Genomic DNA, 25,620 nt, shown 5'->3' on the forward strand with positions numbered 1-25,620 from the left:
GTGCTTCATTTGCACCACAATTTTCGCGCAAACCGATAGTACAAAAACACCTTTGATAACGCTCAACGGCTATATCAAAGACTTGCAAAGCACTTATTTTATCCAGAAAATTGATTCTAATGCATCGATGAATCTCATTCACAATCGGTTGAATTTTAAGTTTATTATTTCACCCAAAATAAGCGGAAGACTCGAAATAAGGAATCGTATTTTTTATGGCGAACAACTGAAAATGATTCCTGATTTTGGCAAAACCATCAATCAATACAACGGTATATTCAATCTCTCCTATTTGTGGATAAACGAAAAATCTTTCGTGGCACATTCCGTTATTGACCGTATGCTACTGCAATATTCAGATGAAAAATGGGATATTAAAATAGGACGACAACGTATCAATTGGGGCATAAATAACATTTGGAATCCCAATGATATTTTTAATGCCTACAACTTTTTGGACTTTGATTATGAAGAACGTCCGGGTAATGATGCGGTTCGGATTCAGCATAATTTCAAGAGCAATTCGGTTTTAGAATTCGCCTTTAAACCCGGAAAAAACAAGGACGAAAATACTGCCGCTTTTTTATATCAATTCAACCAATGGAAATATGATTTTCAGTTCCTTGGTGGAATCTGTCAGACGGACTATGTCGTTGGCGGAGGTTGGGCGGGAAACTTTAAGGAAGCCGGATTCAAAGGCGAAATGAGTTATTTTATTCCAAAGAAAAATACTTTGGGGACCTCCGCAGCATTCAATTTTTCTATCATGGCCGATCAAACTTTCAAGAACGATTGGTACATTTCGCTTGCCGGTTTGTACAACAGCAATCCTACGAATACTTTTACCGCCAACGGAAGTTTTTATAATCCGAATTTGTCAGCGAAAAATTTGTTTCCGTTCCGGTATAATTTTTATGCAACGCTGATGAAAACCATTTCTCCTATTGCTTCCTGCAATTTATCATTTATATATTCGCCCGAAAAAAACACATTGATTCTGGTTCCGACTTATGCTTGGAATGTAGCCACTAATTTTGATTTAGATTTTACGGCACAATCTTTTTTTGCAACACAAACCCATTCCTATAAAAACACACTCACCGAAATTTATATCCGGGGCCGATGGAGTTTTTAACCATTAACCAAACTGTTTTTCGTTGTGTAACAAATGTTACTGAAAAGCCTTTTATCTTGTATTACTTTTGTATCTGAATAATAAAAAAACACAACTAAAATGATAATCCAAAAACTAATCAAAGAAAATGCTTGCACCATAGTCGATGTGCGAACTCCTGATGAATTTATGGGCGGACACGTAGTAGGTTCGATTAATATTCCGTTGAACGAAATTCCACAAAGAATGGAAGAAATTCAAGCACTCAAAGCGCCTTTGGTACTCTGCTGTGCTTCCGGAAACCGTAGCGGACAAGCACAATACTTCCTCTCACAACACGGAATCGAATGCTATAACGGTGGCTCCTGGCTAGAAGTTAATTACCATAAATCCATCTAATACAAATACATACATGATTAATACCATCAAAAAATTATTCGGAATAGGATCGCAAGTAAATTATGCCGAATTAGTGCAACAAGGAGCCCTTATTCTGGATGTTCGCAGCAAAGGAGAATATGCAGGAGGACACATCAAAGGATCCATCAATATATCTGTAGACACCTTGAATAATAACTTGAATAAACTCAAAAATAAAGAGCAAACAATCATTACATGTTGTGCCTCCGGAATGCGTAGTGCTTCGGCCAAAAGCATTTTGAAATCACATGGGTATACTAAAGTTTATAATGGAGGTGGCTGGAGCAGTCTGCAAAATAAAATCAGCTAATCTAAAAGAGATTACCACTCTGATTTTCAATTCTAATAAAAAGTTAATTGTGTGTAATAACACAACTATTCTTATTTTCAAATAGTTAATTAACAACTACTTAAGTTTCATTTTGTTTAATTTTACTCTACTTAAAATGAAGTATAGTGCTTGACGAATGAATATCCTTATTGGGTATTTAAAGCAAAAAATTAATCATTAAATACACGTATTATGGAACCAAGAATGAAAAGTCAAGAAGAAGTAAAAGGCGCTGTAAAAGCAAAATCAAATGCTGCAAAAGGGCTGAGAGAATTGTTTGAAGTCGGACTGAAAGATATTTATTGGGCCGAAAAAGTATTGACAAAAACGTTACCAAAAATGGTAAAAAATGCTTCTTCGCCAGAATTGGTTAATGCCTTAAAAAATCATTTATCCGAAGCCGAAGAACATGTGAACCGTTTAGAAAAAGTGTTTGAAACCACCGGCATCAAAGCGGAAGCAAAAAAATGTGATGCGATGGAAGGACTGATAAGAGAAAGCGACGGCATAATGGAACAAACCCAAATGGGAAATGTTCGTGACGCAGGAATTATTGCCTCTGAACAAAAAGTAAAACATTATGAGATTGCAACATACGGCACCTTGCATGCTTTTGCTAAAACTTTGGGAGAAAATAAAGCCGCCGAATTATTAGCTATGACACTCAGTGAAGAGAAAAAAACTGACGCCGCTTTGACCGGAATTGCCGTATCAGCAATTAACAGCAAAGCCGCAGCTGCAAGTATCAGACATTAATATGGTTTGACACCACACAATTAATATAAATTAAACAATAAAGGCCTGTATCATGCAGGCCTTTTTTATGGTCTAAATTCATTTTAAGTAACAATTGAAGAACAACGAACAGCACATTAAAAATTCAAAAAACGTTTGCGGTAACCCTAAATAAAAATTACATTTGCAGCAGTTTAACTTTTACACACAAAATGAAGCCTAACACACAACAATTAAACGATTTAACTATCCAAGTCAGAAGAGATATTCTTCGCATGGTACACGCAGTCAATTCAGGTCACCCAGGTGGTTCCTTAGGTTGTACTGAATTTCTTGTAACCTTATACCAAAATATAATGGAACGCAAAGAAGGTTTTGATATGGACGGAATAGGAGAAGATCTTTTCTTCCTTTCAAACGGACATATTTCACCAGTATTCTACAGCGTTTTAGCGAGAAGCGGTTATTTTCCGGTATCGGAACTGGCTACTTTCCGTCTAATCAATTCAAGATTACAAGGTCACCCAACTACACATGATGGTTTACCTGGAATCAGAATGGCTTCCGGTTCACTTGGACAAGGATTATCTGTTGGAATTGGTGCTGCTCAGGCAAAAAAATTAAACGGTGACAACCACATTATTTACACACTTCACGGTGATGGTGAATTACAAGAAGGTCAAAACTGGGAAGCCATCATGTATGCTTCTGCTAAAAAAGTAGACAATCTTATTGCTACTATTGACCTTAACGGAAAACAAATTGACGGAACAACTGACGAAGTTTTATGTATGGGAAGTATCCGTGCAAAATTTGAAGCTTTTGATTGGGATGTTTTAGAAATTGAAAAAGGAAATGATATTGAAGCTATTATTGCCGGAATGAATGATGCTAAATCAAGAACAGGAAAAGGAAAACCAGTTTGTGTTTTATTGCATACTGAAATGGGTAATGGTGTAGATTATATGATGTACAGTCATGCTTGGCATGGTAAAGCACCAAATGATGCGCAACTTGAAAATGCTTTAGGACAAAATTATAATACTGGAGGTAATTCAGACTACTAGGAAGTATTCGATAATTAGTGTTCTGTTGAATACTGCCAAAAATCTAAATTAGAAAATGAAAAAATATACAAATACAGGAAGTAAAGATACTCGTTCGGGTTTTGGAGCGGGAATGACTGAATTAGGTCAAACCAATGAAAATGTTGTAGCACTTTGTGCGGATTTAATTGGTTCATTAAAATTTGATGATTTCAAGAAAAATCACCCGGAGCGTTTTTTCCAAATTGGTATTGCGGAAGCAAACATGATCGGAATCGCAGCAGGATTGACCATTGGTGGAAAAATTCCTTTCACAGGAACTTTCGCTAACTTTTCTACTGGAAGAGTTTATGATCAAATCCGTCAATCGGTTGCTTATTCAGAGAAAAATGTAAAAATCTGTGCTTCACACGCAGGATTAACTTTAGGAGAAGATGGAGCAACACACCAAATCCTTGAAGATATCGGATTAATGAAAATGTTACCTGGAATGACTGTAATCAATACATGTGATTACAACCAAACCAAAGCAGCGACATTAGCATTGGCAGATCATCATGGTCCTGCTTACTTGCGTTTTGGTCGTCCGGTTGTGCCTAACTTTATGCCTGCTGACGAGCCTTTCGTAATTGGAAAAGCAATTCTTTTAAACGAAGGTACCGATGTAACTATTGTTGCAACAGGACATTTAGTTTGGGAAGCGCTAATTGCTGCTGAAGCTTTGGAAGCAAAAGGAATTTCTGCCGAAGTAATCAACATTCATACTATCAAACCATTGGATGAAGAGGCAATTTTGAAATCATTGGCTAAAACTAAATGTATTGTTACTGCTGAAGAGCACAATATTCTTGGTGGTCTTGGCGAAAGCGTTTCAAGAGTATTAGCATTAAACAATCCTGCTCCACAAGAGTTTGTTGCAGTTAATGACAGCTTTGGAGAATCTGGAACACCGGAACAATTAATGGAAAAATACAAATTGAACAATCAAGCAATTGTTGAAGCTGTAGAAAAAGTAATTAAGAGAAAGTAATTTCTCTCTTCTAAATAAAAAAATCCCATTCATTAATTTGAATGGGATTTTTTGTTTTAAACCTTATCCTAAACAAGTTGTTTTATGTAAACTTATTTAAGGATGTTTATAATTTAAGGATGACAAGTTGCATCTAAATAATTTTTCTTCCCTGAAGTACAAGTGGGGATATCAGCAAACGGATAAGGCAATCCAGTTGCAGGGTTTTTAATTTCCAATTTTGTGGTATAATTATCCCCATCATCATCTACGTCAGCGAAGTCAGGAACATAATCTCCATCCGTATCATCAGGATTCGTAACACCTGATGCAAAATAACGAACATAACCGTCTCCGTCTTTATCTTCTAAATAAGATGGTATTCCATCTGCATCCTGATCCAATCGTTTAATTTCATATAATTTAAAACTAAATACTAACGGAGAATAAGAAGGTATAGAACCGCTTCCTGAAGAATAGTAACCCAATCCCGAAGGCAAAAACATAACTCCTGCTCCAAAATCATTATAGGTAATAGTACCATTTGGATTTGACTCATAAGTTCCGGTTTTAAACTCCGGAAACGTTTCGCTCCAGCCTGAAACCGTACCATATAGACTTAAAATAGACTGTGGGTATTTTACTTGTTCAAATTGAGTTGCTGTAAGTGTCGTCACATTATCCGCAGTAACCTGATTTAAATAATCCCCTTTATAAGATGCTAATACACCGTCAACATTGCATGGAGATTGTCCTGAACCTTCTCTTAATACTAAATAATATAATTTATATGTAATATCATGAAGCACTACTTCTTTCGACAAAAGTTTAGGAAACCCTGCATTGTCTTTATAAGACATAATAGACGGCTGATTACCTCCGGCAGGAATTTTTGTAAAAACAACATCCTGATCATCAGTTCCGCTAGGGTTATCTGTAACTGTTATATAATAGGTAGTCAAATACTGTTCAATATTAGCAATATCAGTGGCATATTGCACTGCATAATCCCTAATAGGCTCTACATCAGCAGTATCATTTTTAGAACATGAAAATAAAGAGATTGTTGCAACTAATAAAATAAAATAATACTTAAATTTGTTCATTATGGCTGATTTTTAAGTGCGCAAGATACAATATTGATTTATTTTTGTAAACTATTTAACTCCGATTTTAGAAAATTTATGCGAATAGATAAATATTTATGGTGTATGCGGTATTACAAAACCCGAAACATGGTTACTGAAGCTTGCAAAAAGAATCATGTTACTGTAAACGGTCAAGTTGCCAAACCTTCAAAGGAAGTTTTTCCTACCGATAAAATAACATTCCGAAAAGACCAAATTACCCAAATCATTACCGTTTTGGACATTCCGGATAATCGTGTGGGAGCTAAACTTGTTGATATCTATCGTCGCAACGATACGCCTGCCGAAGCCTATCAGCACTTAGAATTACTAAAATTATCGAAAGAACATTATCGAAAAACCGGAACAGGAAGGCCTACCAAAAAAGACCGAAGAGACATTGATGAATTCGGAAATGAAATTGTAGATGAAGAAGATACAGCGGAATAACAATTGAAAAACACTTTCTTTAATCTACTAAAAACGTCAAACTTTAAACAAAAAAAATGAGCAAAAATATCATCTTAACGAATCAGGAAATCGAGCACAAAATAAAAAGAATTGCGTATCAAATCTATGAAACTTTTGTAGATGAAGACGAAATTGTAATTGCAGGAATCGCGAACAACGGGTTTGTATTTGCCAAAAAAATCGCATCGTCACTCGAAACAATATCCTCTATAAAAATTTCATTGTGTGAAGTCAAAGTCAACAAACAAAATCCAGAGTTAGAAATCCATACTTCTTTGACCAAAGAACAATATGCCAACAAAGGAATTATCCTTGTAGATGACGTATTGAACTCTGGTACAACCTTAATTTATGCTGTGAGACATTTTCTAGACGTTCCCTTAAAAAAATTCAAAACTGCCGTATTAGTAGACCGCAATCACAAAAAATATCCCGTAAAAGCAGACTTCAAAGGAATCTCACTTTCTACCTCTTTATTAGAACATGTACAAGTAGTTTTTGACGAAAAAGGAAACAATTATGCTTATTTAAGCTAAAACAGCCACAATATCCGAAACGGTTTGATCGATAGTTTTATCATCTACCACTACTTTATACTGGGCATGATTGTAATAAAAACTTCTGTCAAAAAGATGCTTGGCAATGAACTCTTTCATTTCATCATCACTTTTATCAGCAATAAGAGGGCGCTTGCTTTTATTAGCCGTTAATCGGTTGAATAAAGTCTCAATTGATGCTTTCAGATAAATAGAGGTTATATTATCGCCTTTTAACAACTCATGATTATTGGCATAACATGGAGTTCCTCCTCCTAAACCTATAATCAGGTTATCCGGAGAATGCAATAATTCTATAAAAACTTCGCGTTCTAATGTTCTAAAATAAATTTCTCCATGCTTTTCAAAAATGTCATTTATGGATAAATTTACTTTCTCTTCAATCTTTTTGTCTAAATCCACAAAAGGGATTTCGATAACTTTTGACAGTTTATTAGCAATTGTGGACTTCCCACAACCCATATAACCCAATAATATAATTTTTCTCATTTGAATAAAACCTTACAAATTAAGGTGTTGAGTGATTTTGTTAAAAAAAGACAAATTTATAATAAAATTGCTTTGAAAACTCCAAAATAAGTTCTTATATTTGCACCCGCATTCAAGGAAAGAATATGACTCGATAGCTCAGTTGGTAGAGCACATCACTTTTAATGATGGGGTCCTGGGTTCGAGCCCCAGTCGGGTCACAATTTTAGTGATCAACACATAATTTCCTTGAAAGCATTGACTCGATAGCTCAGTTGGTAGAGCACATCACTTTTAATGATGGGGTCCTGGGTTCGAGCCCCAGTCGGGTCACAAAAGGTTGAGTAATTTATTACTTGACCTTTTCTTTTTTAAGGCCACGTGGAGAAACGGTAGACTTGCCAGCTTGAGGGGCTGGTGCTCGCAAGGGCGTGTGGGTTCAAATCCCACCGTGGTCACTTTAAAAATTTGAAGCCAATTCTATAACATCCGTTATTGAATTGGCTTTTTTGTTTCAATAAAACACATACTAAACTTCAAATAAAAGCGTTAAATAAAGCATTCTTAATAAGTAGCCCTTTTAAATCATCCCCCATGAGACAACTATTGCTTATCACTCTATTCATAACCACATCAAACCTCTGGAGTCAAAATCCCATTTCTTTTGAGTATTTTGACAAAGCGTTAAAAAAAGCCGAAGCCGGAAATACGAAAGGCGCCATTGCCGATTATACCAATGCCATTAAAAATGATCCATTATTTGGCGAAGCCTATTTAAACAGAGCTTTGCTAAAACAAAAAATAGGCGATGTAAAAGGTGCATTGGCCGATGTAAACATCACCATAAGTATAGAACCCCGAAGAAGCGATGCGTATACTACCAGGGCCGACATCAATTACAAGGCAAAGGAATACAAAAGCGCCATCGAGGATTGCAAGCAGGCTATACAATTGAACCCCAAAGATTATATTGCCTATAACATAAGAGGGCTGTCATACATTCATATTCAAGATAAAAAAAGTGCTTGTTCTGATTTTTCAAAAGCCATTCAGCTTGGTAGTCAAAGTGCTGTCAAAAACAAGAAAATGTTCTGTAAATAATGTCGTTTACTCCATCGAAAACATAAAAAAAGCGTCTCTACACTGCTGTCGAGACGCTTTTTTATAAATGAAAAATAATTATTTTATCAATTGTTGCAACGGTTTAAGCTGTTCCATATCGATATTAGATTGCTGCAATACACTTATTAGTGTCATAATATTGGTGGGATTCATATCCTTGCCCAACACTCGAACTACCGCAAAACCATTTTCTTTTTTATTGGCAAACAGCACAAATTCTTCAATATGATCGTCCGTACCTACAAAACTCACTGATGCTCCTTCTTTCCCGGAACCAAATTTCATTAGTTGTTGGTACTTTACATCTTTTAGAATCGAATTCACCTTGGCGCGTTCTATTTCGAACTTTGCCTTATTAGTGGCATCTAATTTGAAAGCCAGAATATTCATTTTATCAAACGATTTTAGAGCTTCGCTCTGCTCCATCGATAATTTTGCTTTATCTAAATTTAAAATCGACGAAGAAACGTCTAAGGCAATAAAGTCCTTGTTTTCGGTATTGTCTACAAAATATTTCTGCAAAGTAGGTTCTGAATTGCAACTGACCGCCAATAAGCAAAGCAGCACAATACTGTAAATAGCTTTCATGTTACTTTTTACCTTTTGTTGCTTTCTTCAAATCATCTCCACCCGGAAATCTCATTTTATCGGTAAGAACGGAGATTTCATTCAAATCAAAATTACCGGTCAAAGACATCAAAACGGTATCTTCATTTTTGGCGCCTTCAATAAACATCAATAATTCTCGGATTTGTGTGTCTTTGGCTCCAGATTTTACCATAATTTTTATGGTTCTTCCGTTTTCATTGACACGCATCAATTCTTCTAATGCTGCTGTCTTGATGTATTTTTCGGCAGCCACTTTCATTTCTCCTTCTACTCGGGTACTTTTGGTGGTAAATACTTTTAAATTATCTAATTTTTTGATCAAGCTTAAGTATTGTTGAGTTTCTTTGTCAGAAGCATCCACTTTTACTTTACTCATTAATTCAAACATTTTTTTATTGACTACTATTGAAGTCACATCGTCTTGTCCGTCGAATTTATCGAAGGCAGATTGTGCAAAAAATGGACTTGAAACTAAAATTAGTACTGCTGTTAAGATTAACTTTTTCATTTTATTTGTTTTTTGATTTATTGATTAAAAATTTTTTCTTTTGAATTATCGTATTCTTGAATAAGCTGCACACTTTCTATGCCTGTGTTTACATGGCCTGACAACAAGGCTAATGCTTTTTGGGTTTCCCTGAAAGCAATTTGAGGATCATCATAAGTCCCCAATTTTTGATTTTCATTAACCAAATCATTGTTGGTGTAAACATACATTCCTATTCCGAGCAAAACAACTACAGAAGCAGCTACAGAAAACCATGCCAAAGCACTTTTTTTGACCCGGCTTTTCGGGAATTGTGGTATTTCCTGCGTATTCTTTTGTTCTTTTGCTAAAGAGAAATAACCAAATAATGGTTTGTATTGTTCCAAATGCTGCGCAACATCGGATGAGGAAAAGTAATTCGTCAACTCCTTTTCTTCGGCTATACTGGTTTCTCCCTGAAAGTATTTTTCTACTAGTATTTCTATTTTATTGTATGCCATAATTATGTGTTTTTGTCATGCGTTCCCGTATCGTTTTCCTTGCTCTGGAAAGTGCCACGCGAATGGCAGTTTCATTCATTTCTAATACTTTCGCAATTTCTTCAAATTCATAGTGTTCAACATCTCGCATCTGAATAATTAACCGTTGTTGCTCGGGCAGTTGATTGATTATTTTTTCGACCCAATCTAAACTGTCCTTGTCCTCCACTTTTTGTTGCAAACTTGGAGCACCGTCTGTAAAGTTCGAATGTGCGATAGACATATTGCCGGCTCTTTTAGATTTTAACTGATCCAAGCAATAGTTCTTGGTTATAGTCATTGCAAATGCTTCGACACTCCCATATCCGTTTAAACGTTCATTTTTATTCCATAATTTAACCCAAACTTCCTGAGTTGCATCTTCTGCTTCTTCTGTGCTTATGAGCAATCGCTTAGCCAAACGAAAAACTTTGTCTCGAAAAGGAGTGATCAAAAGCACAAACTCATTTTGGTTCATAAATGGTTTTAATAAATCGGTTATACAGTCAAGACGAATCACAATTATTTTTGTTACAAAAAACAAGAAATAAAAAACTAAAGTTAGTATTTTTACGTTTATTAGTGATATCGAAACCCTAAACATGAAAAAAACATTCCAATTTACGCTTTTATTACTTGTAGTGGCTTTTACTTTTCAAGCCTGCCAAGACAATGATGATACCGTAACTCCAGCCCCAGTAAACTTAGAAGTTCAAGATTTTATTTGGAAAGGACTCAACCAATATTATTTATGGCAAGGAGATGTTGCTAACTTATCAGACGATCGTTTTGCCAGCCAAACCGAATTGAATACTTTTTTAACAGGATATCCGGTTCCTGAAAATTTATTTGACGCCTTAAGAGTCAATTCGACTATTGACCGATTCAGCTGGATTGTCGATGATTATTTAGTTTTGGAACAAGCGCTTGGCGGAATTTCAAAAAACGATGGTGTTGATTTTGGTTTAAGCTATAAACCCAACAGCTCTACTGAAATATTTGCGTATGTACGTTATATTTTACCTAATTCTGATGCTTCCACTAAGGAAATTAAACGCGGTGATATTTTCACAGGCGTTAATGGAACGCAACTTACCATTAGCAATTATCAAAGTTTACTTTCTTTAGAAAATTACACTGTAAATTTAGCAACCTACAACGGAACTACTTTTGTTTCAAACGGAAAATCAGTAGCTTTAACTAAAACGGTTTTGGCTGAAAATCCAATTTATATTAACAAAGTAATCGAATCCGGTTCTCATAAAATTGGCTATTTAATGTATAATGGATTTTATGCCGCTTATGACAGCCAGTTAAATGATGCTTTTGGTTCTTTAAAAGCACAAGGAATTACAGACTTAGTTTTAGACTTGCGTTACAATAGTGGCGGTTCTGTCCTTACTGCAACTCGATTGGCCAGTATGATAACGGGGCAATTTACAGGAGAAGTATTTGCGAAGCAACAATGGAATGCTAAAATCAATGCTTATTTTGAATCCGAAAGTCCAGAATCTCTAAAAAATAAATTCACAGATAACATCGATAATGTAGCCATCAACAGTTTAAAACTAAACACCGTTTACATCCTGACTACCGCAAGTACCGCATCGGCAAGTGAACTCGTAATTAACGGATTGGCGCCGCACATCAACGTGGTACAAATTGGCGATTTGACTACTGGTAAAAATGTAGGTTCCGTTACTTTGTATGATTCACCAACTTTCAGTTCCGAAAATAGAAACCCAGATCACCGTTATGCCATGCAACCTATTGTGTTAAAAATTGTCAACTCTGTTGGTTTTGGCGATTATTACAACGGACTAACTCCTGATTTTTTACAAAAGGAAACTATCAGTACTTTTGGAATTCTTGGAGACACATCGGAACCATTATTAAGTACCGCAATTGCAAAAATTACAGGAACCGGAAAAATGATTCAACAAACTCCCGGTAAACAATTTGACTTTTTCAAAGATGCAAAATCTTTGAAAGGAATTCAAAACCAAATGTATATTGAAGAAGCGCCTGAAGGTCTTTTGAAAGCATTAAAATAAAAACTACACCCAAAACAAAAGAGGCTTTCATCACTGAAAGCCTCTTTTTTTATGCACTGTTTTTTAGTTACAAATTGATATTCAATCCCAATTTGAAATTTCTTCCTCTAGTACTATATCCAACAGATTCAACAAATTCTTCATTAAAAATATTGCTGACTAACGCAAATACGTTCAGTCTGTTTTTGATTAATTCATATTTCGCCGTTGCATTAACCAACTGATACGAATCTAATGAAGAAACTACCGGCGGATAGCCCATAAAACCATCTCTTTTGTCTAAATACTGATAATTTATCCCAAGATAAGCGCGTTTATTAATTTGGTAATCCACATTTGCATTCACTTTATGTTTCGGGTTGTATAAGTTCGCTTTGGCATCCGGAAAAGTATTATTTACTGCTTTTTCTTCCACCTGAGTAAAAGTATAATTTGCATTTACACTTAATTTATCGCTCAGCGTATATATTATTGTTGTTTCAACACCTTTGGCATTGTATTTCCCCAAAGCATTAAAATAAGAAGACTCATAAGTTACAGGATTCGAAAAATATTCTATCGCTGTATCTTCTTCTCGGTAAAAAGCTACCGCATTGATATTCAATTTATTTTTCAATACTTTAATTTCGAAGCCCGATTCAATAGTTGAATTTTTTTCTGCTTTCAATGCTAAATTACCGGAATACACATCATACAACTGATACAAACTCGGCGCAATATAAGCGGTGCTGTAAGACGCCAATAATTTTAACGGCAGTTCCTGAAAACTATACGACGGATTTACATTATACACCAGGTGATTCCCGTAATTGCTATGAATATTAAGACGCGTTCCAGCATTTACATTCAGACCAAAATCAGAATTATAAACCACATTTACGTAAGGATCCACCGTATTCATTTTGGCGACAGCGTTACTAATTCCGCCATACAAAGACTCTGAATTCGCATCATAAAACTGAAATTGTCCTCCAGTAACCAGAAATAATTTTGTAGAAAAATTGTATCGGTTATACACATCAACATTTGTATTTCTTGCTTTGTATTTTGTCAAACTTCCATAATTAAAATAATCTTTTTCAATTAAGGAACCCGAAGCTTCTACTACTAATTCTCCTTGGTTGTATGTATAATTAGAGTTCACTCCCGCTCTATATTGATTGGTCAAACCATAATTCTCCAGATTATCAGCACTCGCACCTGAATCAAAATCACTGTTCAAACGGTCAAAACTTACAAAACCACGCACTTTTAGTTTGTCATTTACTTTATATCCTAATTGAACCAAAGAGTTGACTCTCGAGAAACGATCTGCTTCAAAAACAGAAGATTGAGGTGCTACTGCTTCAGAAATTCCAGTCGTTTCGGTACTATTTAAAGAGGCATAATAATCAAATTTTTTCAAACGACCATTAACCGCAAATCCTTGATTATAATCCTGCGGTAGATAATTCGTTTTATCGGCTGTAGTTTGCGTCCCCATGCTCATGTAAGCAGTTCCGGCAACAGCCTTATTCGCCGTTTTTTTCAACGTGATATTTATTATTCCTGCGGCAGCTCCAGAACCATATAAAGTACTCGCAGCGCCTTTCATCACTTCAATACTTTCTACTTGCTCTACAGGAATCAGACGTAAATCATAATCCATATTAATTCCTGAAGCGTCAGACATTGGGATTCCATTAATCATAATCAGCGTTTGACGGTTGCGTCCTCCACGAATATAATACCCTAAATTCTTGCCGGCACTTCCTTGATTTCCATTAATTTCAAGCCCAACAACGGTACTCAAAATTGTGGCAATGTTTTGTCCGGATTTCTTTTTTAAATCTTCGGCCGTGATTTTAGTTATCACTTTTCCTGATTTTTCTTTTGCCAAAGCAAATTTAGAATCTGAGATTACGACTTCATCCAATTCATTTCTGGAAGCAATAGAATCTTTTTGTTGTGCAAAGGCACACGAGGTCACTAGTACGCATAACGCACTAATACGAACGATTTTGTTGTTCATTTTAATAAACATTTAGTAACAGTTTTATTTTACTGCTACATGACTAAAAATGGGGAGAAAAGCATAGAATTACCCATACCCAAACCTTTTTTCCCGAAAGTTTGATACTCGATGTAATAGGCAGGTCTCCTGGCTTGCGTCTTGTTGTTTACCTTCTCATTCGCCGGGCGAACAATGGTTTTGTAGAAACAACAAGCTTGGTAGCTCACAGTTGCGGGTACAGCTCAGGTTTTAAACCTGATTCCCTTTTAATGCTATTTTGAAAAATCAAAAAAGCAACCTCAATACGGGTGCAAATATAACAGAATTGAAAGTGTATTATAGAAATATCCCGTAAAAAAAATTAAAAACAAAACAGAAAACACCACTTAACGACAGCAAAACAATGACAATCAGAAAAATACAAATTGGTTATTTTTTAGTTCCATCCTTCTTTTTAGAAAGTTTAAACAGCAACCAAACAAAACCAACTAAAAAATGCAATACAATAATTCCGGCAACAACATATAAAAACGTATTTGAATGGTCTCTCATGAGTTCTTTTTACTGTAAAAATAAGTTCTTTTATTGCTGCTGAATGTATCAAATGTTACACAAGTTTAATTTTATAAAAACAAAACGATACTTTTGTAAAAAAATCCACCCATGAAATTCGTGCAAAATACAACACTCCTTTTTCTAGTTTTTTTTCTTTTTATCCAATGCAAAAAAGAGTCACAACAAGAAGCTGAAATTCAATCTCCCGCTAACGAAATTCACTATGCCAAAGGCTTAGAAATCTACAAACACAATGGCTTTACAATTGTAAAAATAACAAGTCCGTGGCCCAATGCAAAAGAACAGTTTACCTATATTTTACAAGAAAAAAACGGAATAATTCCAGACAGTTTAAAGCAGTTTACGGCCATTTCGGTTCCGATAAAATCTATTGTAGTAACTTCAACCACACACATTCCGGCATTAGAATTATTGGGAGTTGAAAACACCTTAGTTGGTTTCCCAAATACCGATTATATTTCTTCTGTAAAAACCCGAAAATTAATTGCTACCGGAAAAGTTAGAGAAGTAGGCACTAACGAAACGTTAAACACCGAAGTTTTAATTGATATGAATCCCGATGTGATTGTTAGTTTTGGTTTAAACAATAGCAATCCTACCTTAGACAATCTGAAAAAAAGTGGTTTAAAAGTAATGCTCAACGGTGATTGGACCGAACAATCTCCTCTTGGCAAAGCAGAATGGATTAAATTTTTTGGCGCTCTTTACGGATTAGATTCCAAAGCAAATACTCTTTTTTCAGAAATTGAAAAAGAATACAAAAATACTTTGGCTTTAGCCCAAAAAGCAACAAGAAAACCTACCGTTTTAAGTGGTGCTATGTTCCAGGAACAATGGTACGTTCCGCAAGGCGAAAGCTGGGCTTCCTTATTCCTGAAAGATGCACAAGCGAATTATCTATGGGCTGACAGCAAAGGAACGGGCAGTTTATCGTTGCCATTTGAAACGATTTTAGAAAAAGCACAAGAGGCAGAATATTGGATTTCGCCGGGTGATTTTTCTTCTCTTCAACAAATGAGTGAAAGCAATCCGCATTACAAACAGTTTGCAGCATTCCAAAATAAAAAAGTATATTCGTACGCTATAAACAAAGGCGCAAAAGGTGGAATTGTTTATTTTGAATGGTCTCCCACCCGCCCCGACTGGGTCTTAAAAGATTTAATCAAAATTTTTCATCCTGAGTTGTTGCCCGATCACAAACTTTTTTTCTTTCAGAAATTAGAATAAATTGACAAATACCAGCCGAAATACAATCCTTTTTACATTCCTGACCATCGGAATGGTTGCACTGTTTCTAATCAACATCAGTTTAGGTTCGGTTTCTATTCCTGTAAAAGAAGTTTTCAATAGCTTGACAGGCGGTGTTTCAAGTAGAGAAACTTGGGAATACATTATCATCAATTATCGGTTACCCAAAGCTATTGCTGCTATTCTTACAGGCATGGGATTATCTATCAGCGGATTGTTAATGCAAACTTTATTCCGAAATCCGTTGGCCGGACCTTATGTTCTTGGACTGAGTTCCGGAGCCAGTTTAGGCGTTGCTATGGTCATTTTAGGCTCGGCTTTTTTGCCTGTTTTTTTATCGACTTTTCTATTGTCATCCTACGGGATTGTAATAGCCTCCAGTTTAGGGAGTTTTTTAGTTTTATTAGCTGTTTTAGTCGTATCGCAACAGTTACGTGACACCATGGCAATTTTGATAGTTGGGTTAATGTTTGGGAGCTTAACCAGCGCTATTGTGGGAACTTTAACGTATTTCAGCACAGCAGAACAATTACAAAAATTCACCTTTTGGTCTATGGGAAATTTAGGCAACTTATCGTGGACTTCCATTTCTATTTTGTCAATTTCTGTCAGTATTGGTTTGTTGTTAAGTTTGTTTAGTATCAAACCTTTAAACGCTTTACTTTTAGGGGAAAACTATGCTAAAAGTTTAGGATTGAATTATAACAAAGCGCGTTTAATCATTATTTTCGCCACCAGTATTTTGGCAGGAAGTATTACTGCTTTTGCTGGTCCGATAGCGTTTGTGGGATTAGCGGTACCGCACATCGCCAAGTTGGTTTTTCAAACGAGTAATCATACTGTTTTATTTTGGAGCACCTTGCTTTTTGGGGCTAGTATCATGCTTATTTGCGACAGCATTTCACAACTTCCGGGAAGTGATATTACCTTGCCCATTAATGCCGTAACTTCTATATTTGGAGCACCAATTGTGATTTGGCTGTTAATCAGAAAACGTAAAATGATCGGATAATGGAAAATAAAATCATCTTACAGGCATCCCAAATCAGTATTGGCTATTCTTATAAAAAAGAAAAAACGGTTGTTGCTTCCTGCATCGATTTAACTTTAGAAAAAGGGAAACTCATTGCTTTAATCGGTGCAAACGGAATTGGAAAATCTACTCTTTTAAAAACAATAACCGGCATTCAAAAACCGCTGTCAGGAACGGTGTCTCTCAACGAAAAAAACATTCATGAATTGGATTCTTTGAGTTTAGCACAAAATTTAAGCCTTGTTTTAACCGAAAAATTACCACCCAGTAATCTAACTGTTTTTGAACTTATTGCTTTGGGAAGACAACCCTACACGAATTGGATTGGAAAATTAACGGAGCATGATATCGCCAAAGTTGATGAAGCTATGGAGCTGACACAAATTAGTCATTTGGCCACCAAAAAGCATTATGAAATCAGTGATGGCCAATTGCAAAAAGTATTAGTTGCAAGAGCTTTGGCACAAGACACACCTTTAATTATTTTGGATGAACCAACCACTCATCTCGATTTACTACATAAGGTAGCGCTTTTTAAATTGCTAAAAAAACTCACGCAGGAAACTGAAAAATGTATTCTGTTTTCTACACATGACATTGATATGGCCATTCAATTGAGTGACGAGATAATCATTATGACTCCGGAAACTGTGGTTCAAGACCAACCTTGTAATTTGATTATGAAAGGAAGTTTCAACACCTTATTCAAAGATGAACATATTATTTTTGATGCCGAAAAAGGAAAATTTGTGATAACTTAATACGAAAACACAGAGTTTAAAAATTAAATACTTATTTCGCAACATTAGAAACTGCTATCTGCCTTTTTGCTTCACCAACAACAAATGCAACCGAATTAGCGATATTAAAACTTCGAATTAATGGTGACATCGGAATTGTCAATTGATTTTTTTGATCAAATAATGCCAAAAATTCACCACTCAACCCTTTACTTTCTTTTCCAAAAACCAACCAATCACCGTCTTTAAAATCATTTTGTAAATACGATTTTTCGGCATGGGAACTCATCAGAAAGACTCTTGATTGATCTGGAATTTGAGTCATCCATTCTGCTACATTTTGGTATTCTGTCACATCAAGATGCACCCAATAATCCAGCCCGGAACGTTTTAGATTTTTATCATTGATAACAAATCCAAAAGGGTGAATTAAATGCAAACGGCTTTCGGTGCCTACGCACAAACGACCAATATTTCCGGTATTATTTGGTATTTCAGGCTCTACTAAAACAATGTTTAACATAGTTTATTTGTTTATTCGGTTATTCGTTTAATTGGAAAACAGAAACGAAAAAAATTCATAACTCATCATTCAAAATTCATAACTTCTTTCACTTCTCCAGCTTGTAAATCCTCGAGTTGCACATTCCCTATTCGGACACGAACCAATCTTAAGGTAGGAAAACCAACTGCCGCAGTCATTTTTCGCACTTGGCGAAACTTACCTTCATTGACCGTAATCGAAGCCCAGGAAGTAGGTCCGTGACGCTCATCCCGTATTTTTTTTCCTCTGGCTCCAAAAGCAGGAATTTCAAGAATCAATTTTGCTTTGCAGGGTTTAGTGGTATATTTAGTTCCATTAAACCCTATTTCAACTCCTTTTTGAAGTTCATCAATCGCTTCTTGAGTAATAATTCCGTCTACTTGCACATAGTATTCTTTCTCTACTTTTTTACTTCTGATGATTTCGCTCCTCATTCCATCGGTAGTCAGAAATAAAAGCCCTTCTGAATCTTCATCTAATCGACCTATTGCCATAGTTCCGGCAGGAAAATCATGTAATTCACCCAAAAGCTTCTTTTTTCGTTTGAGTTCATAGATAAATTGGCTCAAATAGCCGTACGGTTTGTGTAGTATAAAATGACGGTGCTCCATTCAAGCTATTTTTTTTAGAAGACAAAGATAGTTTTGTTTTGGCACTATAAAAATAAGGTTGCCATACATTTAACCACAAACCAAACGCTATGTTAAATGATTGAATTACTGGATATAAAAGCTGTATCATTATAGTAATTATAAAACTAATATTAAAATACAACCATATGGAGAATACAAATTTAGGTTCAAAAATGTCTAATAACAAACAAAATCCCGATGTAGAACCCGTAGGTGCAAACAACATTCCAGAGACACTAAAACTGAACAGCGAAGTAGAAATTGACGCTAACGGAAACGAAACAATTGTACAAAGAGCCCGAAATATTGCTGGCACAATTCCAACTATTCCGCAACCGACGGACAAAATACAACAAGAAAAAGAAGGTTTAAATCGGGGTGTTTTAACCGATAAAGACACTCAAAAAACAATCGAAAATAAAGATCATAATTCCGACATTATTCCGAATCGCTATCCGAATTCACATCCTGACAATAAGGAGAACAGAGGAAATATGACATTGGATGAATAGGATTTTGACTCCTTTAGAAAAAAAAACTGTCTTTTGGCAGTGTTTTTTTTTGTTAACGCTCGCGATTTATTTATCAAAAGTCGGAACCTTTTTTCTTAAAATGATTAAAAAGGTACTTTAATTCGAAATATAATATGATTTTTCGACATATTTCATAACCTATTTAAGCTTAATACAATAAGGCTATATGCTGATGATGTAAATTTTTAGTCCTGCTTCGGCGGGACTTTTTTTATCTTAAAAATTGATATTATTCCTTACTTTTACTTTTTTGAAAAAAACTATTCTTTTATGTCAGCTATACTTCCGTTTTTATTCGTTTTTATTATCGCACTCGCCATTGGTATTTTCATTGGAAAACTCATTTTTTCGGCTCGTTTTCAATCTGAAAAAATTAGTCTGGAAGAAAAACTGATTGCTTCCAATTCGCAATTCGATCAATTGAAAGAACAATTAACCCGTGAAAAAATAGCTTTCGAAAAACAATTGGAAACCATAAATTCAGAAAAAGAAAGCATTCGTAATGAAAAAGACAGTCTCGCCATTCAGCTTTCGAAAAAAGAAGTTGATTTTGATAATCTTTGGGAACGCAACAAAGAACAAAAGGACGAAGTAGAAAAATTACAAGAAAAATTTACCAAAGAATTCGAAAATCTGGCGAACAAAATATTAGACGAAAAGTCTACTAAATTTACCGAGCAGAACAAAGAGAATATGAAAAATATCTTGACGCCTTTGCAAGATAAAATTCAGTTATTCGAAAAGAAAGTCGAAGACACCCACAAAGAAAGTATTGATTATCATGCTGCTTTACGACAACAAATTCTGGGTTTACGCGAAATGAATATTCAAATGAGCAAAGAAACCATCAACCTGACCAAGGCACTGAAAGGCGACAGCAAAATGCAAGGAAACTGGGGAGAATTGGTTTTGGAACGGGTTTTAGAAAAGTCCGGTTTAGAAAAAGGACGGGAATATGAAGTCCAACAAAGTCATGTTGCCGAAAACGGAAATCGTGTTTTTCCTGATGTAGTGATCAATCTTCCTGACGGAAAAAAGATGGTAGTCGATTCAAAAGTTTCATTGACAGCTTATGAAAAATACATTAATGAAGAGGATGACATTTTAAAAGTGGGGTATTTAAAAGAGCATGTAAATTCTATTAAACGCCATGTAGAACAACTGGGAGATAAAAATTATCAGGATTTATATCAAATTGAAAGCCCGGATTTTGTCCTGCTTTTTATTCCGATTGAACCCGCTTTTGCAATCGCGCTCAATGAAGATACCGCTTTATACAACAAAGCTTTTGAGAAAAACATTGTGATTGTAACGCCATCGACATTATTAGCCACATTGCGAACTATTGACAGCATGTGGGCGAATCAAAAACAACAGGAAAACGCTTTTGAAATTGCGCGACAAGCTGGTGCTTTGTATGATAAATTTGAAGGTTTTGTGGCTGATTTAATCCGAATTGGAAAGAAAATAGACGAAAGTAAAACGGAATACAGCGGCGCCATGAACAAACTGGTAGAAGGAAAAGGCAATTTGATTACAAGTGTCGAAAAATTGAAAAAAATGGGAGCCAAAGCTAAAAAAGCACTTCCGGAAAACATACTAAACAGAGCTGAAAAGGGCGATAACCAACTTTTAAATTAATCAACAATGAAACGGATTTTAGGAATTATTGCAGGAATCATCGCATTGGGACTCGTTAGTTATTTTGCCTTTATTTATTATGTTCCTTACAGCGAAGGGATTCGTTCCGGTGAATTAATCAAGCTGAGTCATAAAGGAATAGCCCTGAAAACTTGGGAAGGCGAATTGAGCCAAGGAATTTCGGGTGCGCAGATTTTCAGTTTTTCGGTTTTAGACAGTGATGCAAAAGTAATTGAGGACCTGAAAGGATTGCAAGGTCGTTATGTAAAACTAACTTATGTAGAGCGTTACAAAACGTTTTCCTGGTGGGGAGAAACCCGCTATTTCATCACTTCCGTACATCCGGAAACATCACCATTTAAAATACAATAAATATGAATACGGGTTTTAAAACTGTCGCTTCTTCTCATATTACGATTTCAGAATTAATGTTGCCTTCGCATACTAATTTCAGCGGAAAAATTCATGGTGGCTATATTTTATCTCTATTGGATCAAATTGCCTTTGCCTGTGCCTCTAAATTCTCCGGGAATTATTGCGTAACGGCTTCTGTTGACACGGTCAATTTTTTGAAACCTATTGAAGTTGGCGAATTGGTAACTATGAAAGCGAGTGTGAATTATGTGGGCAAAAGTTCCATGATTATTGGTATTCGTGTCGAAGCGGAAAATATTCAAACGGGAGCGATTAAACATTGTAACTCCTCCTATTTTACAATGGTTGCCAAAGATAATGATGGAAAAAGTGTTTCTGTACCGGGATTAATTATCTCGAATCTTGCCGAAGTTCGACGGTTTAGCAATTGCATCAAGCATATCGCTTTAAAAAAAGAACGAGAATTACACGAAGAAGAATTCAACCACAGCTCTTCGGAAACCTTGGCAAGCTTTAGTAAATACAATGTTAAATTAGAGTTGAAATAGATACAATCACTTTTCGATTCAAAAGAAATGCTTCAATCTTCCAAAAACCTATTGGGATTGAAGCCTTTTTTATTAAAACTTTAGGACCATTCTCTCTTTTTGATATCAATAAAATTGCGTAACTTTAAGTAATTTAATTCATATTCCGCTATGAAAAAAATTACGCTACTACTCCTTCTATTTGTATCTGTTACAAATCTGGCTCAAGAACGATTGATAACTACTGCAGGAATCATCAATTTTGAAGCTTCTATACCTTTTTTTGAAGAGGTAAAAGCGACAAATGATAAGACTATTTGCATCCTTGAACTAAAATCCAGCAAGTTGACTTGTGTCGCAATAATCAAGAACTTCAATTTCAAAAGAGCCTTAATGCAGACTCATTTTAATGAAAATTATTTAGAAAGTCACCAATATCCAAAAGCTGTTTTTAAAGGAAAAATAGAAAAATTTGATTTAAGAAATATCGATTCGGAGGCGAAAGATTATACCATCAAAGGCAAACTGGAAATTCATGGCGTAACAAAATTTATAGTGGTCGGAGCCAAAATCAAAAAAGCAGGAGAAGGAATAGAATTGATTTCAGAATTCGATTTGAATACGGATGATTTTAAAATTGAAATCCCTTTTATAGTTCGAAGCAAAATATCCAAAACAGTCAACACCCAAATTATTTGTGTTTTACAATAAATTTAGTTAAACAATCTTTAAGTGCAAGTTGTAAACTTTTATATTTGAACTCAAAGCCTGTTTTTTCAATTTTATCAGACGAAACCCTTAAACCGGTGAGTACAATTATGGCCATTTCTCCCATTACAATTTTTAGTACAAAAGCAGGAACATTAGGCAACCAAATGGAATACCCCAGTACTCGCGCTAACGTTCGTGAAAAAACAGCATTGGTTGTTCCGTCATTGATTGCGGCATTATAAGGCCCCTGCATTTTAGGATTTGAAATCGCTTGCAGATAAATCGAACACAGATCATGAATGTGAATCCACGGCATGAATTGTTCACCGGAACCCAAAGCTGAGCCCAATCTGAGCTTAAAAATTGGAAGCAATTTTTTCAAGAAACCATCATTTTTTCCCAACACTAAACCTGTTCTAATTTGAACAGTTCGTATGCCTAATTCCGTTATAGCTCGTGTGGCTAATTCCCATTTTTGACAGGTAACACCCAGAAAATCATTAGCTGCAGGTGTATTCTCAGCACAAATTTGTTTACCATTCAGCGCTCCATAAATACCAATTCCTGAAGCCGAAACAAAAGCTTCCACTTTCTTGTCATGTTTTTTCAAAACCGAAGCAATCAGCTGAATGGATTGTTCTCTACTCGCAATTATTTCCGCTTTTCGCTCGTCTGTCCATTTTTTATCTGCTATATTTTCTCCGGCCAGATGTATAATGTAATCCGCATTGAGTACTGCTGCTTCTTCGATACTGTTTTGAGATACATCCCATATATAGTAGGAAATAGTATCTGTATTTTTTTTGCTGGTTCTGCTAAGAATCGAAACAGAATATCCTTTTTCAAGCAACATTGCTGTCAAATAGCGCCCAATAAATCCAGTACCTCCCGTCAATAATACATTTTTTTTCATAACACGTGCATTAGGTATCAATTAATCCTATACAAATATAACAAAATATTTTGTTTAACTATATTAATAATTCATTAAACATTACGTACCTTTATACTCTAATTAAAATAGAATTAAAATGGCAACTAAAAAATCTCCTTTATCCAAAGACAAAATTGTTTCAATGTATATGAATTATACTTTAGAACACAATGAAAAGCCGAAGTCTGTATTTCATTTCACTAAGATAAATGATTTTACTGAAGCTGAATTTTACATCTATTTTGGCAATTTAGAGATCATCGAAAAAGAAATATTCAATATGTTTTTTGACAAAACCATTGAATTACTGAATAAAAATACCGATTACGAAACCTACGACATGAAAAGTAAGTTGCTCAGTTTCTATTTTACTTTTTTCGAATTGGTAACAGCGAACAGAAGTTATGTGGTATTGACATTGAAACAACATCAAAATCAGTTGAAAAATGTAATGATTTTGTCTGATTTGAGAAAGAAATTCAAAAGCTATATTTCAGAAATTATCACCGACGATTTCAGAACACAACAAGAAAAGTTGCAAGAATTTCAAGAAAAAGCGACTACAGAATCGTTTTGGTTTCAATTTTTACTAACCATCAAATTTTGGCTCGATGATTCATCAGCCGCGTTTGAAAAAACTGATATTTATATCGAAAAATCCGTAAAAGCATCATTTGAATTGATGAATATCACTCCTATTGACAGCTTAATTGACTTTGGAAAATTCATTTTCAAAGAAAAAATCTACAACAAATAAATGAAAACAATCGATTATATTCCAACTTCAAAAATTGAAAGAGCCTCAAAACTGGTGCAAACCGGTGCAAAAGTAGGTGTGAATTATTTGAAATATTACGGCGAAAAAATGGTCAATTCTGATTTGACACGTGATAAACTCAACGAAGACAATGCCGAAGATATTTATGACGGACTAAAAAGCTTAAAGGGCAGCGCACTCAAAGTCGCGCAAATGTTAAGCATGGACAAAAGTTTTCTGCCTCAAGCGTATGTAGAAAAATTTTCTTTGTCGCAGTTTTCGGTTCCACCATTATCTGCTCCATTAGTTTTAAAGACCTTCAAAACTAATTTCGGAAAAACACCTTACGAGATTTTTGACGAATTTAATGCGAATTCTGTTAATGCGGCCAGTATTGGACAAGTGCATTTGGCCGTGAAAAACGGAAAAAAATTAGCCGTGAAAATTCAATATCCGGGTGTTGCCAATAGTATTTCATCTGATTTGGCTTTGGTAAAACCTATTGCCATCCGAATGTTCAACCTGCAAGGAAAAGATTCCGACAAATATTTTAAGGAAGTTGAAGACAAACTGATTGAGGAAACCAATTATTTATTGGAACTCAAACAAAGTCAAGAAGTAGTAGAAGCCTGTAAAAAAATTGAGAATCTGGTATTTCCTAATTACTATCCGAAATTTTCTTCTGAGAAAATAATCACCATGGATTGGATGACAGGAATTCACCTTTCTGAATATACCGCAAAAAATACCAATCAGGAATCGGCGAACGCCATTGGTCAGGCACTTTGGGATTTTTACATGTATCAAATTCATATTTTAAGAAAAGTACATGCTGATCCACATCCCGGAAACTTTTTGGTTAATGATCAAAACCAGTTGGTTGCTTTGGATTTTGGATGTATGAAAAAAATACCGAGCGATTTCTATATTCCTTATTTTGAATTAATTGACAAAAAAGTAATCGACAACAAGCAATTGTTCAGCGATAAACTTTTTGAGTTAGAAATCCTGAGAGTGGATGATTCTGAAGAAGAAATCAAGTATTTCACCCAAATGTTTTATGATTTATTGTCTTTGTTTACCAAACCTTTTCAGGAAGAAAATTTCGATTTTTCGGATGCCGTTTTCTTTGAAAACATAGCACAATTGGGCGAACGCTTTTCGAAAGACACTAATTTGAGAAAAATGAATGGCAACCGAGGTTCGAAACATTTTATCTATATGAACCGAACATTCTTTGGTTTATACAATTTAATGTTTGACTTGAAAGCTACGATTGTGGTGAATCAATATAAGAAATACGAATAA

General features: G+C 35.2%; 31 protein-coding genes, 3 tRNA genes and 1 riboswitch. Of the genes, 23 read left to right on the forward strand and 11 right to left on the reverse strand.

The features are described from left to right. Window positions 1-52: 52 nt before the first annotated feature. From O6P34_RS00175 to O6P34_RS00200, 6 genes are all read left to right on the forward strand, one after another. A complete protein-coding gene (locus O6P34_RS00175) occupies window positions 53-1,135 on the forward strand; it encodes a hypothetical protein (protein ID WP_269685350.1) in 1,083 nt (360 codons plus the stop codon). A gap of 99 nt (window positions 1,136-1,234) precedes the next feature. Beyond that, a complete protein-coding gene (locus O6P34_RS00180) occupies window positions 1,235-1,513 on the forward strand; it encodes a rhodanese-like domain-containing protein (RefSeq protein ID WP_269685351.1) in 279 nt (92 codons plus the stop codon). A 13-nt stretch (window positions 1,514-1,526) separates the two neighbouring features. Beyond that, the gene (locus O6P34_RS00185) at window positions 1,527-1,844 is read left to right on the forward strand and encodes a rhodanese-like domain-containing protein (RefSeq protein ID WP_269685352.1); all 318 of its coding nucleotides are present in this window, start codon (window positions 1,527-1,529) and stop codon (window positions 1,842-1,844) included. 213 nt (window positions 1,845-2,057) lie between these two features. Further along, window positions 2,058-2,621, forward strand: coding sequence for a YciE/YciF ferroxidase family protein (locus O6P34_RS00190; RefSeq protein ID WP_269685353.1), 564 nt, complete (start codon window positions 2,058-2,060; stop codon window positions 2,619-2,621). A gap of 191 nt (window positions 2,622-2,812) precedes the next feature. Continuing rightward, window positions 2,813-3,667, forward strand: coding sequence for a transketolase (locus tag O6P34_RS00195; RefSeq protein ID WP_269685354.1), 855 nt, complete (start codon window positions 2,813-2,815; stop codon window positions 3,665-3,667). A gap of 55 nt (window positions 3,668-3,722) precedes the next feature. After that, entirely contained in the window at window positions 3,723-4,676 is a 954-nt protein-coding gene (locus O6P34_RS00200; protein WP_269685355.1) for a transketolase family protein, read from the forward strand. Window positions 4,677-4,789: 113 nt separating this feature from the next. Here the strand turns inward: O6P34_RS00200 and bamM are convergent, their stop codons facing one another. Then, the gene (gene bamM / locus O6P34_RS00205; RefSeq protein ID WP_269685356.1) at window positions 4,790-5,761 is read right to left on the reverse strand and encodes a BamM family beta-barrel-assembly machinery protein; all 972 of its coding nucleotides are present in this window, start codon (window positions 5,759-5,761) and stop codon (window positions 4,790-4,792) included. A 78-nt stretch (window positions 5,762-5,839) separates the two neighbouring features. On the opposite strand from bamM, the gene O6P34_RS00210 reads away from it, so the two are divergent. Further along, entirely contained in the window at window positions 5,840-6,232 is a 393-nt protein-coding gene (locus O6P34_RS00210; RefSeq protein WP_269685357.1) for an RNA-binding S4 domain-containing protein, read from the forward strand. 56 nt (window positions 6,233-6,288) lie between these two features. Then, window positions 6,289-6,789 (forward strand): phosphoribosyltransferase family protein, encoded by a 501-nt coding sequence (locus O6P34_RS00215; protein ID WP_269685358.1) that lies wholly within the window; start codon window positions 6,289-6,291, stop codon window positions 6,787-6,789. Here the strand turns inward: O6P34_RS00215 and O6P34_RS00220 are convergent. Continuing rightward, window positions 6,781-7,299, reverse strand: a complete 519-nt coding sequence (locus O6P34_RS00220; RefSeq protein ID WP_269685359.1) for a shikimate kinase — start codon at window positions 7,297-7,299, stop codon at window positions 6,781-6,783. The genes O6P34_RS00215 and O6P34_RS00220 overlap by 9 nt on opposite strands. Before the next feature lie 127 nt (window positions 7,300-7,426). On the opposite strand from O6P34_RS00220, the gene O6P34_RS00225 reads away from it, so the two are divergent. The 4 genes from O6P34_RS00225 to O6P34_RS00240 all read left to right on the forward strand — a co-directional run bounded on the left by O6P34_RS00225 (window position 7,427) and on the right by O6P34_RS00240 (window position 8,379). Further along, window positions 7,427-7,499, forward strand: a tRNA-Lys gene (locus O6P34_RS00225). Window positions 7,500-7,538: 39 nt separating this feature from the next. Further along, window positions 7,539-7,611, forward strand: a tRNA-Lys gene (locus tag O6P34_RS00230). 42 nt (window positions 7,612-7,653) lie between these two features. Then, window positions 7,654-7,736: transfer RNA gene (locus O6P34_RS00235), tRNA-Leu, on the forward strand. A gap of 136 nt (window positions 7,737-7,872) precedes the next feature. Then, on the forward strand, window positions 7,873-8,379 hold the full coding sequence (locus tag O6P34_RS00240) for a tetratricopeptide repeat protein (protein ID WP_269685360.1): 507 nt from the start codon (window positions 7,873-7,875) through the stop codon (window positions 8,377-8,379). 78 nt (window positions 8,380-8,457) lie between these two features. Here the strand turns inward: O6P34_RS00240 and O6P34_RS00245 are convergent, their stop codons facing one another. From O6P34_RS00245 to O6P34_RS00260, 4 genes are read right to left on the reverse strand one after another with little or no spacing between them, the layout of a single operon-like run. Beyond that, a complete protein-coding gene (locus O6P34_RS00245) occupies window positions 8,458-8,988 on the reverse strand; it encodes a GFO_1091 family lipoprotein (RefSeq protein WP_269685361.1) in 531 nt (176 codons plus the stop codon). Between the two features lies 1 nt (window position 8,989). Beyond that, on the reverse strand, window positions 8,990-9,517 hold the full coding sequence (locus O6P34_RS00250) for a DUF4252 domain-containing protein (RefSeq protein WP_269685362.1): 528 nt from the start codon (window positions 9,515-9,517) through the stop codon (window positions 8,990-8,992). Between the two features lie 17 nt (window positions 9,518-9,534). After that, the gene (locus O6P34_RS00255; protein ID WP_269685363.1) at window positions 9,535-9,996 is read right to left on the reverse strand and encodes a PG0215 family putative anti-sigma factor; all 462 of its coding nucleotides are present in this window, start codon (window positions 9,994-9,996) and stop codon (window positions 9,535-9,537) included. Continuing rightward, window positions 9,983-10,492: an RNA polymerase sigma factor gene (locus O6P34_RS00260; protein ID WP_269685364.1), complete on the reverse strand. Its 510-nt coding sequence runs from the start codon at window positions 10,490-10,492 to the stop codon at window positions 9,983-9,985. Before O6P34_RS00260 ends, O6P34_RS00255 begins: the two co-directional genes overlap by 14 nt. 124 nt (window positions 10,493-10,616) lie before the next feature. Here O6P34_RS00260 and O6P34_RS00265 point away from each other — a divergent pair, with 124 nt between their 5' ends. After that, on the forward strand, window positions 10,617-12,068 hold the full coding sequence (locus O6P34_RS00265; RefSeq protein WP_269685365.1) for a GFO_1087 family putative carboxy terminal peptidase: 1,452 nt from the start codon (window positions 10,617-10,619) through the stop codon (window positions 12,066-12,068). 67 nt (window positions 12,069-12,135) lie between these two features. On the opposite strand, the gene O6P34_RS00270 is transcribed toward O6P34_RS00265, so the two are convergent. Both O6P34_RS00270 and O6P34_RS00275 read right to left on the reverse strand, forming a co-directional pair. Further along, window positions 12,136-14,079 carry a TonB-dependent receptor plug domain-containing protein gene (locus O6P34_RS00270; protein ID WP_269685366.1) on the reverse strand — a complete coding sequence of 648 codons (1,944 nt, stop codon included), beginning with the start codon at window positions 14,077-14,079 and terminating at the stop codon, window positions 12,136-12,138. A 102-nt stretch (window positions 14,080-14,181) separates the two neighbouring features. Beyond that, window positions 14,182-14,378: riboswitch (cobalamin riboswitch) on the reverse strand. Window positions 14,379-14,490: 112 nt separating this feature from the next. Then, entirely contained in the window at window positions 14,491-14,613 is a 123-nt protein-coding gene (locus O6P34_RS00275; RefSeq protein WP_269685367.1) for a hypothetical protein, read from the reverse strand. 111 nt (window positions 14,614-14,724) lie between these two features. Here O6P34_RS00275 and O6P34_RS00280 point away from each other — a divergent pair, with 111 nt between their 5' ends. Genes O6P34_RS00280 through O6P34_RS00290 form a run of 3 tightly spaced genes read left to right on the forward strand, consistent with a single transcriptional unit; the run spans window position 14,725 to window position 17,679 of the window. Beyond that, entirely contained in the window at window positions 14,725-15,864 is a 1,140-nt protein-coding gene (locus O6P34_RS00280) for an ABC transporter substrate-binding protein (RefSeq protein ID WP_269685368.1), read from the forward strand. A gap of 1 nt (window position 15,865) precedes the next feature. After that, window positions 15,866-16,897: an iron chelate uptake ABC transporter family permease subunit gene (locus tag O6P34_RS00285; protein WP_432419579.1), complete on the forward strand. Its 1,032-nt coding sequence runs from the start codon at window positions 15,866-15,868 to the stop codon at window positions 16,895-16,897. Further along, entirely contained in the window at window positions 16,897-17,679 is a 783-nt protein-coding gene (locus O6P34_RS00290; protein WP_269685369.1) for an ABC transporter ATP-binding protein, read from the forward strand. Before O6P34_RS00285 ends, O6P34_RS00290 begins: the two co-directional genes overlap by 1 nt. Before the next feature lie 31 nt (window positions 17,680-17,710). On the opposite strand, the gene O6P34_RS00295 is transcribed toward O6P34_RS00290, so the two are convergent. Beyond that, a complete protein-coding gene (locus O6P34_RS00295; RefSeq protein ID WP_269685370.1) occupies window positions 17,711-18,181 on the reverse strand; it encodes a tRNA (cytidine(34)-2'-O)-methyltransferase in 471 nt (156 codons plus the stop codon). A gap of 65 nt (window positions 18,182-18,246) precedes the next feature. Next, complete coding sequence (locus O6P34_RS00300; protein ID WP_269685371.1) at window positions 18,247-18,813, reverse strand: pseudouridine synthase; 567 nt, start codon at window positions 18,811-18,813, stop codon at window positions 18,247-18,249. A 167-nt stretch (window positions 18,814-18,980) separates the two neighbouring features. Between O6P34_RS00300 and O6P34_RS00305 the strand changes: the two genes are divergently transcribed. The 5 genes from O6P34_RS00305 to O6P34_RS00325 all read left to right on the forward strand — a co-directional run bounded on the left by O6P34_RS00305 (window position 18,981) and on the right by O6P34_RS00325 (window position 22,621). Further along, on the forward strand, window positions 18,981-19,346 hold the full coding sequence (locus tag O6P34_RS00305) for a hypothetical protein (RefSeq protein ID WP_269685372.1): 366 nt from the start codon (window positions 18,981-18,983) through the stop codon (window positions 19,344-19,346). Window positions 19,347-19,637: 291 nt separating this feature from the next. Beyond that, complete coding sequence (locus O6P34_RS00310) at window positions 19,638-21,008, forward strand: DNA recombination protein RmuC (RefSeq protein ID WP_269685373.1); 1,371 nt, start codon at window positions 19,638-19,640, stop codon at window positions 21,006-21,008. A gap of 6 nt (window positions 21,009-21,014) precedes the next feature. Further along, window positions 21,015-21,380, forward strand: coding sequence for a 6-phosphogluconate dehydrogenase (locus O6P34_RS00315; protein ID WP_269685374.1), 366 nt, complete (start codon window positions 21,015-21,017; stop codon window positions 21,378-21,380). A 2-nt stretch (window positions 21,381-21,382) separates the two neighbouring features. Then, window positions 21,383-21,931, forward strand: coding sequence for an acyl-CoA thioesterase (locus O6P34_RS00320; protein WP_269685375.1), 549 nt, complete (start codon window positions 21,383-21,385; stop codon window positions 21,929-21,931). 150 nt (window positions 21,932-22,081) lie between these two features. Further along, window positions 22,082-22,621: a YceI family protein gene (locus tag O6P34_RS00325; protein WP_269685376.1), complete on the forward strand. Its 540-nt coding sequence runs from the start codon at window positions 22,082-22,084 to the stop codon at window positions 22,619-22,621. Here O6P34_RS00325 and O6P34_RS00330 read toward each other — a convergent pair. After that, complete coding sequence (locus O6P34_RS00330; protein WP_269685377.1) at window positions 22,602-23,534, reverse strand: TIGR01777 family oxidoreductase; 933 nt, start codon at window positions 23,532-23,534, stop codon at window positions 22,602-22,604. The two genes, O6P34_RS00325 and O6P34_RS00330, sit on opposite strands and share 20 nt — an antisense overlap. 118 nt (window positions 23,535-23,652) lie before the next feature. Between O6P34_RS00330 and O6P34_RS00335 the strand changes: the two genes are divergently transcribed. Continuing rightward, window positions 23,653-24,312 carry a TetR family transcriptional regulator C-terminal domain-containing protein gene (locus O6P34_RS00335; RefSeq protein ID WP_269685378.1) on the forward strand — a complete coding sequence of 220 codons (660 nt, stop codon included), beginning with the start codon at window positions 23,653-23,655 and terminating at the stop codon, window positions 24,310-24,312. Then, window positions 24,313-25,620 carry an ABC1 kinase family protein gene (locus O6P34_RS00340; RefSeq protein ID WP_269685379.1) on the forward strand — a complete coding sequence of 436 codons (1,308 nt, stop codon included), beginning with the start codon at window positions 24,313-24,315 and terminating at the stop codon, window positions 25,618-25,620.

Origin of the sequence: Flavobacterium lacustre (genome assembly GCF_027474525.2) — a bacterium.
Taxonomy (GTDB): Bacteria; Bacteroidota; Bacteroidia; order Flavobacteriales; family Flavobacteriaceae; genus Flavobacterium; species Flavobacterium lacustre.